Source organism: Bacteroides faecis MAJ27, from assembly GCF_900106755.1.
GTDB classification, from domain to species: domain Bacteria; phylum Bacteroidota; class Bacteroidia; order Bacteroidales; family Bacteroidaceae; genus Bacteroides; species Bacteroides faecis.
On the sequence record NZ_FNNN01000002.1, the window covers coordinates 364,319 to 376,612 of the forward strand.

Here is a 12,294-nt window from a genome sequence, read left to right on the forward strand (position 1 = left end):
GTTTACATAAATATAAATTTCTTTTTCAGTAAATTCTTGATCTTGCTTTTTAGTGATTGAGAGATGATCGGTTTGGAAAGATAGCCGTTAAATCCGTTTTGCAAGATACGCTGTTCATCTCCCTCCAAAGCATAAGCTGTGATAGCTAAGATCGGAATGTCTTCTGATAATTTTCGTATTTCGGTAGTTGCTTCATAACCGTCAAGAACCGGCATTTTTATATCCATTAGTATCAGAGACGGTTGTGCTTCTTTGAATAAGTTAATAGCTTCCAGCCCGTTCCATGCGTGGAGCAAGGTATATTCTTTTTCCAGTATAGTTTTAAAGAGTTTATAGTTGCTTGGATTATCTTCAGCAATCAGTATTTTTACGTCTTTAGGATTGTTGATACTCAGTTGCTCTTTTTTTTGCTCCTCGACTTCTTGTTGAGGAGGTAAAACGGGTTGGCAGGGAATCTCGAACCAAAACTCGGAACCTTTGCCTACTTCGGAAGATACTCCTACGTGTCCGTCCATCTTTTCTGCAATCATGGAGCAGATGGATAATCCTAGTCCTGTGCCTTGCTTGAAGTTATCCAATTTGATAAAGCGCCCGAAAATCTGCTGCTGTTTTTCTTTGGGGATTCCACTTCCCGTATCCCTAACGAAGAACCTGATTTTATCTTCTTTCGGAGGGTAATAGCCGAAATGGATGTATCCGGAAGAAGTGTATTTGATTGCGTTGGATATATAATTGTTGATGACTTGCAGTACACGATTCTTTTCGGTGTACAGCATACATTCGTCAAGAGCCGGCAGGAAACGGATTTCTACGTTCGGACCCAGGTCTAGTTTCAGGCGTGTGGCAGATTCTATCTCGTTAAAGCTGCCGTTGACATCCATATCACCATATACAAATTCCAGTGTACCGGATTCTATTTTGGATATGTCGAGAATGTCGTTTATTAATTGTAGCAGGAGTTGATTATTGCTTTCGATGATGTGGACATACTCTTTGCTTTCTTCGTTCGGATGTGTATCTGCGAGTAGAGCGGAGAAGCCGACAATAGCGTTGAGAGGAGTCCGTATCTCATGGCTCATATTGGCAAGAAACGCAGATTTCAACCGGTTGGCTTCTTCTGCTCTTTCTTTGGCATGTAGCAGCTCCTGGTCTAGCTTTTTCCGTTCATCAATCAGTCGGGTGGCTCCGACAAGTACAAGCGGTTTGCCGTTTCTATCCCGTTCGCTGACGATTGCAAAGGTTTCTGCCCAAGATGGAACATCATCTCCTTCATAGATAATCTGGTACTCCTCGTTGAAAGGAGAAGGAGTTCCATTCTTTAGATTATCGAAAGCTTGACGTATCCGTTCACGGTGCTCGGGGATAATCTGTGAATAATAATCATCTCCTTTTTCGATTACGGTGCCTGTTGCTGCATGAGTTTTCGGTGTGAAGTAGCTGCGGTTACAGGTTATTTCGTCTTTTCTTAAGTCCCATGTCCATGATATCAGGCCGATAGCTTGCATGACAAACATATAGTGGCGGTTCATTAGTTCTATCTGTTTGCGTTGCATTTCAAGTTCGGTGATATCCAGAGAGGAGCTGACCAGCCAGCGTTCGTTGCCTTTAGGAAAGCAGACTAATGCTTTGTGGATAGACAGAATTTTAGTCTGACCGTCTCTGTTGGTAAAGCGTTTGACGAACGATTTCGGTTTGCCGTTTTCAATCACTTCTCTTTCTGCTTCAACGAGGAAGTCAGTACGTTCCTTGCCGATAAAGTCTTCCTCTCGTTTCCCTATGATATGGGAAGCATCTGTATTTACCATTTCGGCTGCTTTCTTGTTCCATACCAGATATTTGCCTCTGTCATTAATATCTTTCACAATAGTAGCAATAGGAAGATTGTCAAGAAGGGATTTGAGAAAAAAGTTAGACCTCTCGTTGCGGATACGTTCATTTTCAATGTCAGAGATATTACGTACGAATCCCAGAACATGATTTTTGTCATAATAAGCAATATGTACTGATACGTAAAGAGATTCTCCTTGCATGTTTTTTATCTGAGTCTTGATGTGCAAGTTTTTTTTAGTTTTCAACACCTGCTCTATTGCTTCCATATTCTTTCTGAATTCCTCATCGTCCGTTATTATCTGACGGATTTCCATATGCTCCCCTTTTTTGATGCTTTGCACGTAATTTTCTTCTGCGGGAGTGTTTAGAATCTGTTCTACAATTCCATGTTTGTCTACCAGATAAACTGCCACATCTAATGAATTGATGATACGTTTATTCATGTTCTTGTGCTTCTTGCCGATACGGTAAAAGTAATGACGCATGACGAAGATAACCAGTGGAATGAGAATGAGTCCAAGAATGTTTTTCCAGTATTTTTCGTAGAAACTGACTGGTTCATTATAAAGGTGAATCTGGTCGGGACAGAGCTGTGGAGATATGTTGAACCATTGTAAATCGAGATAGTTAAAGTAGTTTTCAGGAGTCGATTGTCCGGCATCGGGTGGAATGTCGGATGCCGGTTTGCCTTCTCTTATTTCGTCTATGATTCTCATACAGTCGGTTGCATAGTCACTTGCGCTGACGTAGTAGCCTCCACCAAAGTAGCCGTCCTGTGGGTGTAAGTCTTTTAGCGTGAAAAGAGGGGAGTTGGCAAAGCCTGTAAGTGTTTTGCCTATATTGTCGGCAAGGAAACTGTGACTGGGCATCTGTTGCGGCTTGTGCCAGGAGAAATACAGCAGTCCGGTACTTTTGTCGTAGCTGCTGACTGTGTCGAGCAGTTGTTCCAGGTCGAGTTCTCTTTGTGAGAGCCATATAAGCTTCAGGTCGGGGTAATGCTGCCGGACTGTTTTTTCTACTTTGCTGAATACCATGTGGCTCATATAGAGACTATCTGAAATAAAAGCAATGTTCTTCATTTCCGGCTGGAGAGCACGCATCAGTCGGAGGGTTTCTTTGATATAAAGCTTTTGCTCCAGAAAGGTGATGTTGTAGTGTTTCTGTAATTCTTTGATGGTGGTGATATGGAGAGAGTCGGGTGCTTCATATGCCAAAATGCTTTGCAATGAGTTAGGCAATGTGGCTAGCGGATGGCATAGGATTACAGGAATGTCTTTCCAAGTGGTTTCGAATAAGTGAGAAGTGATATGCCATCCCATTGCACCTATGATGACAACTGCTTTAGGACGATTCGAAGCATATTTCTGCAATATTCGGGCGCATTGTTCTTTAGAATCTTTTTCCGTGTCTGCCGACGGAAAGGACAGGGTATAGGAATCTAAGTATAAATTTGATCGTTTATGACAATGATCTTGTAACTCTTTATTGAAGTCTTTATCCCAGGTTCCATTAGCTAAAGTGGAATTAAGTATTAAGATAAATTCCTTTTCAGTCTCAACTGCTTGGGTGCTGATTGCGATTAATAGACTTACTGTGAACAATATGATTTGTTTCATCTTAGTATTGCTTGTCCTTTTGTTATACAAAGATAGTCTTTTTTGCGAACTAAGGATATATAAGAATATGAAACGGGAAATATTGTTATCACATAGGGAAAAATTGTAATTGGGTAGGGAAGGCGAGAATAAGCATCTTTGCAGAGAAGGTTTTGCTGCTTTTGTATGGGGAATAAACAGTGTGCGGTAACTTCTGAAAGGGTTGCCGCACACTATAATGATATGGTATATACTGACTGGTATTTAATACACGCTTGCCGATTTAATAACGATATTTTCGAGCAAAGTTTGCATCTTTTCGATGACAGGTTCATTTTCCAGCCCATAATTGGCTGCCATTGGTTTCATTAATGGGAAGGTAGCCCATACACTGCCGTTCTTGTCTTCCCATACAGAGATTTTCAATGGCAGTTCGATAGATATGCTTGGATTTTCCTGCATCAATTTGGTGCCTACTTTGGGCGAACCGAATACGATAACCTGATTGGGGCAATTGGTTTTCATACTTCTTCATAAATGTTCCTCCATTTTGAGCTAGTATCGTTCCCGAAATCAGCAATACCATAATTGTTAATACATTCTTTCTCATAACATTCGCTCCTGGTTGTTTGTTGATTAATTATTATGTTGCAAAGGTAAAGGATGAGAAGGCAGAAGAAAAGCCCTCAACGAGTTTAAATATGAGTTTTGCTCTCATGCTCTCACGGTCTGCCTGTATCCCTTTATTCATCGGAGTTGCAGTGATGGTAGCAACTGTGGTGGCAAGTATGAGGGCAAGCGTTTGCTCTCACTTTGTTTTTGTTCTGCAGTATATTGTTTTTCTGATGTTATTTGTTGATTTATAATGTGTTAATACTTGATGTGTCAACTATTAATGATTGACGTCCCGGCTATTAATAACTGATAAATCAGACGTTAATAGCTGAGACTTCATATATTATTGACCGATAAATGGTTCAAGCCTTCTGAAAGAACAGGTGAATTGAAGCAACAGATCCGGTCAACCTGACCGGATGGTGCGGTTCGTTCAATTCTATCGACAGGTGTTTCAAAAAGTTTCAAGCGCTTGAAACACTTTGTTTCGCCGTATGAAACACTTTGTTTCATTGCTTGAAACAGTTTGTTCCAAGGCATGAAACAAAGTGTTTCAACGGTTGAAACTGATCTTGGAACTATTTGAAAATGAAGAATGAAATAAGAGAAGGGAAATAAGAACGGACTTACAAAGATTCTGAAATAATATGCCTTATTATTTATAGTAGAATCTATGTAAGTCCGTATCATTTCCGGTACCTTCAAAAGTACCTTATCGGGATGTTATAAAGGCATGTTACCGTGCTTTTTGGGCGGATTGGTCTGCATCTTGTTTTCCGTCATCTCCAAAGCCTGTATCAGGCGTTTGCGAGTCTGTCTCGGATAGATGATTTCATCAATGAATCCCAGTTCGGCAGCCTGATACGGGGTGGCAAACTTTTCTTTATATGCCTCCAGTTCTTTAGCTTTCGTTTCTGCATCTGCCTTGCGGAACAGGATATTGATTGCGCCGTCGGCACCCATCACTGCAATTTCCGCACTTGGATAAGCAAAGTTTACGTCGGCACCTGTCTGCTTGGAGTTCATTACGATGTAAGCGCCGCCATAGGCTTTGCGGGTAATGACTGTCAGTTTGGGTACGGTAGCTTCGGCAAATGCATATACGATTTTAGCACCGTGGCGGATGATTCCGTTGTTTTCCTGTGTATATCCCGGCAGGAATCCCGGAACATCTTCAAAGGTGATCAAAGGTATGTTGAAGCAGTCGCAGAAGCGGATGAAGCGGCTTGCCTTATCACTGGCATCGATATCGAGCACTCCGGCAAGATAGGCCGGCTGATTGGCAACGATACCTACCGAGCGGCCTGCAAGGCGTGCAAAACCAATGATGATATTCTTTGCAAAGTTGGGCATTACTTCGAAGAAATAGCTGTCGTCTACCACTCGTTCGATAATGTCCTTCATGTCATACGGCACATTCGGATCGGCAGGTACTATCGTATCTAAAGTGGCGTCTTCGCGGTTCACTTCGTCCGTACAGTTCTGCTTTTTCGTTTCATCCATATTATTCTGAGGCAGGAATGAAAGAAGTTCGCGGATGCTCATCAGCAATTCTTCTTCTGTGTTGCACATAAAGTGCGTTACACCACTCTTGCTGCTGTGAGTCATCGCACCGCCCAGTTCTTCTTTGCTTACCTCTTCGTGAATCACCGTTTTTACCACGTCCGGACCTGTAACGAACATATGGCTCTTTTCCTTCACCATAAAGATGAAGTCGGTAAGGGCAGGAGAGTAGCAGGCACCTCCGGCGCAGGGACCGAGAATGGCGGAAATCTGCGGAATCACTCCGCTTGCCATCGTGTTTTGATAGAAAATATCGGCATATCCCGAAAGACTTTCGATACCTTCCTGAATACGCGCGCCACCCGAATCGTTCAGCGCAATAATCGGAGCACCGTTCTTCAACGCCAGCTGCTGCACTTTTACGATTTTCTTGGCATTGGAAGCTGACAGCGAACCGCCATATACCGTAAAATCATATGCATAAACAAATACCTGGCGACCGTCAATCTTTCCGTAACCAGATACGATACCGTCTCCCGGAATCTTATTTTTATCCATACCGTAGTTGGTACAGCGGTGAACCATCAGTTTGTCCAGTTCTACAAAAGTACCTTTATCGAGCAACATCTCGATACGTTCGCGGGCAGTCATCTTGCCGCTTTCGTGTTGCTTCTCTATCTTTTCCACACCTCCGCCAAGAGAGGCGATGCGGTCACGTTCTTCAAACGTGGCATATGCGTTATTCTTTTCTTCCATAATGCAATCCGTTCTAAATATTATGCAATCGGTTCTAATGTTATTAATGTCTGCTCACCGGTGATGTTATCACCTTCCTGAACCAGAATTTCTTTGATGCGGCAGTCTGAAGATACTTTATAGTTGCTTTGCATCTTCATGGCTTCGATCACGATGGCGGTGTCTCCGGCTTTCATTTCCTGACCGACCGTTACGGGTATTTTCACCACCTTGCCCGGCATCGGAGAGGTGATGCAGTCGTTTTGTTCCTCTTCGCCTTTCTTGCGCATGCGCAGGTATTTCGCCTGGCTGTCCACTATCTCTACATTGAAACTGCTATAGTGGGTATTTACCTTGTAGTTTTTACCATTCTCACGGCGAATCAGTTGCGCGTTCGAACTGCGGCCATCCATCAGAATGTTGCAAGTACCGTTTTCGGCCATTACGACATCTGCTTCAAATGTCTTTCCGTCGATGGTAAGCACTACTTTATTATCTTCCTTGCTGACCAGTTCCACTTCGGCCACACGGTTTCCTATATGAATTTCCATAATTGAATATTCTTTGTTAACGTTAGATTCTCAACACACCTTTGTGCAATCCGAACTCTTTCCACTTGCTGATGGGGCGGTTGTCAGTTGCCATGCCGCTGTTATTCTCTTCAAGATTCATCAGATAGTCCATATATGCGGCAATCAGAGCTACGTTTTCGGAGCGTTCGCTGGTGCGCATGATGCACTGTTGCAGGTATTCGCCATTCTTGGCGATGAATCCGGTATCGTAATGCCCTTCTACAAAGTCGGGAGTATCCATGATGGCACGCAGGTAGCTGATGTTGTTTTTCACTCCGGTGAGTTTATATTCGTGGAGCACGCGGCGCATCCGTTCGATGGCATATTCGCGGCTGGTGGCCCATACTATCAGTTTGCCGATCATCGGGTCGTAGTAAATAGGTATCTCATAACCCTCGTATACATAGCTGTCGATGCGTACACCGATACCGTTCGGTTCTGTAATCTGCTTGATGATTCCCGGGCTTGGCATGAAGTTCATTTCTGTATCTTCGGCACAAATACGACATTCGATAGCGTGTCCGCGTTGCTGAATATCTTTCTGCTTCAACTGCAGTACTTGTCCGTCGGCTACCTTGATCTGCTCTTTTACTAAGTCGACGCCCACTACCTGTTCTGTTATCGGATGTTCCACCTGCAGGCGGGTATTCATTTCAAGGAAGTAGTAGTTATGGTGTTTGTCTACCAGGAACTCGATTGTTCCCGCACCGATATAGTTGACAGCTTTTGCCGCAGCTACCGCTTTCTCTCCCATATCTTTGCGCAATTCCGGAGTGACAAAAACCGAAGGAGTTTCTTCTACAATCTTCTGATTGCGGCGTTGAACGGAACATTCACGTTCGCAAAGGTGAATGACATTTCCGTGTTTGTCACCCAATACCTGAAACTCGATATGGTGAGGCTCTTCGACGAATTTCTCCAGATAAACCGTGTCGTCACCGAAAGAAGACAAGGATTCGCTTTTGGCAGTCGTATATGCTTCTTCTACTTCTTCGGCACTGTGGATGAGGCGCATACCTTTTCCACCGCCACCCATAGAAGCTTTCAGCATCACCGGATAGCCGATCTTGTTGCAAAGTTCTACAGCTTCTTCTACGCTCTTCAGATTCTCTTGTGTACCGGGAACTACAGGGACTCCTGCTTCTATCATTTTTATGCGGGCGGAAATTTTATCTCCCATCGCTTCCATTGTTTCCGGATTGGGGCCGATAAAGATGATGCCTTCTTCCTGGCATCGACGGGCGAAAGTGGCGTTTTCGGAAAGGAAGCCGTAACCCGGATGGATAGCGTCGGCGTGACTCGCTTTGGCCACTTCGATGATTTTTTCTATATTCAGATAACTCTCTTTGGATGCTGCCGGTCCTACACAATATGCTTCGTCTGCGTAGAGCACGTGCTTCGCGGTCCGGTCTGCTTCGGAGAAGATAGCAATGCTCGTTATCTCCATTTCCCTGCAGGAACGCATCACCCTTACGGCGATTTCACCGCGATTGGCTACTAAGATTTTTTTTATCATACTTCTTTCATTTAAGTACATACTTATTTAATGTCTTCCCATCTGACGGACATACTCCACCTGATGAAAACACAGTATTTTCTTGATTTGGGGCTTAACAAATGATGTTCTTTACTCCTAATCCACGAGGTGCAAGAACGCTTTTACGCGAAGTGGCAGGTCTTCTGACTGACTCTTGTCTTATTTGCCTTCCCGAATTAACATCAGTGGCGTAAAATTAGTTCACTTATAAGACATTTAATAGAACTTCACAGCAGCGGGACTGTCCGGGATTTACACCCGATTCCCTTTTAATCATCGTCCGTTGGATACGGATTCCGAACCATTTCGGGGGGCAAAGATAAATAAATATTGAATAGAATATCTTTTTTTTGCACGAAAGTTTCATTTTTGTGCAATGATTTCCTTCGGTGTACATAGGCTATCCGGTTGGATAGGGAGAGCTGACCGGTAAATACAAACAGACTTAACCGGGCTCCTTGAACTCCTTTTTTAGTTTTCCAATAGAACTAAATCTCTGTGTATTAATGTTTATCTCCTAAACCTTCCTTCTTTCATGTTGTTGAGACTTCCAATCATTAATTAAAAAAGGAGAATCAATCATGAAAGAAAAGAAAATAGCCCGTGAGGCAAGAAACAAGGAGAAACTAGCCGGTGACGACTGGGTAATGGCAGAATTTTATGCAACGTGGTGCCCTCATTGCAAACGCATGGAACCTTTGGTAAAGGAGTTCAAAAGAGAAATGGAAGGTATAGTTGAAGTGGTGCAGGTCGACGTAGATGAAGAAAGCGAACTGGCTAATTTCTATACGATAGAATCTACTCCTACATTTATCCTTCTCAGAAAAGGGGAACAGTTGTGGAGGCAATCCGGCGAACTGTCTTTGGAAAGACTGGGAAGAGCCGTGAAGGAGTTTAAATCTTGAAAAAGTATTAATAAGAGGGAGTATTTCCCTCTGAAAGTTTTAAATCATGTTATGAAACATGCTTTTTTATTTGGATAATTTGCGGATATGCTAAAAGTCCGTATCTTTGCACTGTGTTTTTCATAGTATTAGATTTAAGGTTAACAAAAGGTTGGAGCAAGGCGTTGCTCCTTTTTTTATGCTTATACGTTTGCAGGGCTTTGACACTCCTTTGTTAAGTAAGTCCGAAAATCCGGGTAATCATTGATTTCCCGTCAGTCTCAATTCATATAGACAGGCTTGTACTTCCTCAGGGCTACCGGTATGCTTTCCGGCATCATCCGAGAGTTTGATACACTCTCTCCATTCTTGGTTGACATTCATCTTGCATTGTGTCAGTTTCATGACGATATTGGAAGGAGTGAATCCGGTATCATTGGTGAGATTGGTGCCGATTCCGAAAGAACAACGGATCTTGCCTTTGCAGTAATCTTGTATGTCGAGCGCTTTAGTGAAGTCGAGCGCGTTGCTGAAGACTATTGTCTTGGTGGTTGAATCAATGCCCAACTCTTTGTAACGGGCTACCAGCTTATCGGTAAAATCAAATTCATTTCCCGAATCGCACCGGACACCATCAAAAAGTTTAGCCTGCTTACGACTGAGGTTACTAAGAAATATACCGGAAGTGTATGTATCCGAAAGCGCAATGCCTAAATCGCCGTCATAGACATTTACCCAGTTTTCGAGTGCCATATAGTTGGCATGTTTGTATCCGAATTGAGCCCCGTGAAACATGAACCATTCATGCGGATGTGTTCCCATCATTTTCATGCCGTACTTCATCGCGAAATAACAGTTGGAAGTTCCCGTACAATACCGGGCCGTTTCATTCAGCCTTTTGATGACTGTTTCCTGTACGTCGATGGAAAACCGTCTGCGTGTGCCGAATTCCGAGAAACGTAGTTGGTGCTGATTGGATAATTCAACCTTTTCTGATAGCTTGCAGAGTATCTCGCCCATATCGGCTACATTACCGGTGAACCGATTCTTAATCTCGGATACAATGGCGAGCAGAGGGACTTCGTATAGCGTGACTTTATACAGGAAATCACTCACTTCAATGTGTAGATGACCGGCTTCGTCCAGATGGATAGCGATCTTCTCCGGGTCGAAGCGGAAAGATGAAAGCCATTCCCAATAAACTCGTGGAAGAAACCGGCAGTTGCGTGTCATATAGTTCAGCTCATCTTCCGTAAGCCTCAACCGGCTCAGTTTATGAAATTCGCCTTTGAGGGTTTCCAGGAACTCTTCCGTATATTCGGTTTCATTTCTATCATTGAAACTGAAAGTACCCATTGCATAGGGAAACAATTTAATATAAGCATACGAGGTGGTAAACTTATAGAGGTCTGTATCTAGTAATGTTTTAACAATCATGCTATTCGTTCTTTATATTTAAAAACGTTGTAAAGTTAGCATTTGTTGAACAAAACGACTGCTTAATTGCCAATAATTACTTCTTGGGCTTTTTCTAATACGCCAAATCTATCCTGTCGGTAACATCGTGGGAAAAATATATTTTTTATTCGTTAATTCGGTAAATACGTTTTTTTGAGGGGCGGGTGATCGTCTGATAGAAGTGCAGACAAAAGACGGTACATTGCCGTGAGAAGCAGAATGTACCGTCTTGATGTTTTCTGTCAGAGAGACTTTATGATAGTTCGACTGTAGGATTATGAATGGTCAGTCCACCGTCTACCACAATCGTTTGTCCGGTGATGTATCGTGCATCGTTGGAGGCCAGAAATGCAATGGTGGCTGCAACGTCTTCCGGTTCTCCCAGATAAGGAGTGGCACATTGACCTAAAAAGATATTGCGGACGTCTTCATTGAGATTGTTCACAGCAGCGGGAGTGAGCACCAGACCGGGGGCTACGGCATTGCAACGGATATTTTTCTTTCCCATTTGGGTAGCGATATATTTGGTCAGGTTGATAACACCGGCCTTGCTGGCTCCGTAGAGTGTTCCGTTTGCATCGGCTGTTATTCCGCTGATAGAAGCTACGTTCACGATATTTCCGCCGCCATGGGCTGTCATGATGGGAATGACTTGTTGCGAGAGATACATGGTACAACAAAGATTCAGGTGAAAGGCTTCATCGAAATAATCGATGTCCAGTTTCTCAATGTTCAAATCACGTTTGGGGTCGGTTCCGCCTACATTATTAATTAGCACGTCCACCTGCCCGTATTCTTTCATTGCGAAGTCAATCAATTCTTTACAGCTCTGGAGCTCTGTAGCAGAGAAATATACAGAACGTACGTCGGCTCCTGATTGGGTGAGTTCGGCAGCAAGCTCATCGGCTCTCTCTTTCGAATAATCGGCAATGACTACTTTGCCTCCCTCGGAGACAATACGGCGTGTCGTTGCTTCGCCAATACCGCTGGCAGCACCGGTGATGACGACTACTTTATTTTCAAATCTGTTCATATAATGGAAATTAGATGGTTATCTTCGGTTAAATAACAGATAATAAATGAATTTGTTATGCACTGTAAACCATCTTTAATAGTAATCGATAGCAGATTCGAAAACTTTTGCATCTAACTTAGTTTTGTAGACTAAATATTTAAGAAGACTGTTAAATGTTAATGCCTGACTGCTTATTTGTTAATGCGCTTCTTATTCTATTAAACCATGTTATAAGATATCCCGTTCGGGCTTTAAAATTTGGAGATATGCAGAAAGTCCGTATCTTTGTACTGTGTTTTTCATAGTATTAGATTTAAGGTTAACAAAAGATTGGCTGTCTGGGATAGATAGCCTTTTTTTATGCCTTAAACTCAAGGGTGAAAGAGGTAAGTTTGGATCAATGTAAAAACCTGAGGGATTTTCATTTTATGCATATAACTTAGTAAGTCTGTATAAAAAAAATGCCTTATCTCTGACTCCTCTAAACTGTGCTCTGAATGCCTTGATTTTAGCATTGAATGATTCTGCTGCCGCATTAGTTGCCCTTCTT

8 protein-coding genes, 1 pseudogene and 1 riboswitch are annotated in these 12,294 nt (G+C 42.8%); of the genes and pseudogenes, 1 reads left to right on the forward strand and 8 read right to left on the reverse strand.

The window, feature by feature from the left end:
- Positions 1-2 precede the first annotated feature (2 nt).
- From BLW31_RS23735 to accC, 5 genes and pseudogenes are all read right to left on the reverse strand, one after another.
- Positions 3-3,446, reverse strand: coding sequence for a response regulator (locus tag BLW31_RS23735; protein WP_010539122.1), 3,444 nt, complete (start codon positions 3,444-3,446; stop codon positions 3-5).
- 243 nt (positions 3,447-3,689) lie between these two features.
- A pseudogene (locus BLW31_RS03420) lies at positions 3,690-3,935 on the reverse strand (DUF302 domain-containing protein); the annotation flags it as partial.
- A gap of 828 nt (positions 3,936-4,763) precedes the next feature.
- Positions 4,764-6,299, reverse strand: coding sequence for an acyl-CoA carboxylase subunit beta (locus BLW31_RS03425; protein ID WP_010539120.1), 1,536 nt, complete (start codon positions 6,297-6,299; stop codon positions 4,764-4,766).
- A gap of 20 nt (positions 6,300-6,319) precedes the next feature.
- Positions 6,320-6,829, reverse strand: coding sequence for an acyl-CoA carboxylase biotin carboxyl carrier protein subunit (locus BLW31_RS03430; protein WP_010539119.1), 510 nt, complete (start codon positions 6,827-6,829; stop codon positions 6,320-6,322).
- Positions 6,830-6,851: 22 nt separating this feature from the next.
- Complete coding sequence (accC, locus tag BLW31_RS03435; RefSeq protein WP_010539118.1) at positions 6,852-8,366, reverse strand: acetyl-CoA carboxylase biotin carboxylase subunit; 1,515 nt, start codon at positions 8,364-8,366, stop codon at positions 6,852-6,854.
- Positions 8,367-8,503: 137 nt separating this feature from the next.
- Positions 8,504-8,708, reverse strand: a riboswitch (cobalamin riboswitch).
- A 260-nt stretch (positions 8,709-8,968) separates the two neighbouring features.
- On the opposite strand from accC, the gene BLW31_RS03440 reads away from it, so the two are divergent.
- A complete protein-coding gene (locus BLW31_RS03440) occupies positions 8,969-9,292 on the forward strand; it encodes a thioredoxin family protein (RefSeq protein WP_010539117.1) in 324 nt (107 codons plus the stop codon).
- Positions 9,293-9,532: 240 nt separating this feature from the next.
- Here the strand turns inward: BLW31_RS03440 and pncB are convergent, their stop codons facing one another.
- The 3 genes from pncB to BLW31_RS25120 form a co-directional block, all read right to left on the reverse strand.
- Complete coding sequence (gene pncB / locus BLW31_RS03445) at positions 9,533-10,708, reverse strand: nicotinate phosphoribosyltransferase (protein ID WP_010539116.1); 1,176 nt, start codon at positions 10,706-10,708, stop codon at positions 9,533-9,535.
- Positions 10,709-10,982: 274 nt separating this feature from the next.
- Complete coding sequence (hdhA, locus tag BLW31_RS03450) at positions 10,983-11,762, reverse strand: 7alpha-hydroxysteroid dehydrogenase (RefSeq protein ID WP_010539115.1); 780 nt, start codon at positions 11,760-11,762, stop codon at positions 10,983-10,985.
- Positions 11,763-12,170: 408 nt separating this feature from the next.
- On the reverse strand, positions 12,171-12,294 hold a 124-nt coding region (locus tag BLW31_RS25120), incomplete at its 5' end, for a transposase (protein WP_143040763.1).

Excerpts from the sequence above, each read along its gene's own strand:
- BLW31_RS23735 (WP_010539122.1), bottom strand. The coding sequence starts at position 3,446 with ATGAAACAAATCATATTGTTCACAGTAAGTCTATTAATCGCAATCAGC.
- BLW31_RS03425 (WP_010539120.1), bottom strand. The coding sequence starts at position 6,299 with ATGGAAGAAAAGAATAACGCATATGCCACGTTTGAAGAACGTGACCGC.
- BLW31_RS03430 (WP_010539119.1), bottom strand. The coding sequence starts at position 6,829 with ATGGAAATTCATATAGGAAACCGTGTGGCCGAAGTGGAACTGGTCAGC.
- accC (WP_010539118.1), bottom strand. The coding sequence starts at position 8,366 with ATGATAAAAAAAATCTTAGTAGCCAATCGCGGTGAAATCGCCGTAAGG.
- BLW31_RS03440 (WP_010539117.1), top strand. The coding sequence starts at position 8,969 with ATGAAAGAAAAGAAAATAGCCCGTGAGGCAAGAAACAAGGAGAAACTA.
- pncB (WP_010539116.1), bottom strand. The coding sequence starts at position 10,708 with ATGATTGTTAAAACATTACTAGATACAGACCTCTATAAGTTTACCACC.
- hdhA (WP_010539115.1), bottom strand. The coding sequence starts at position 11,762 with ATGAACAGATTTGAAAATAAAGTAGTCGTCATCACCGGTGCTGCCAGC.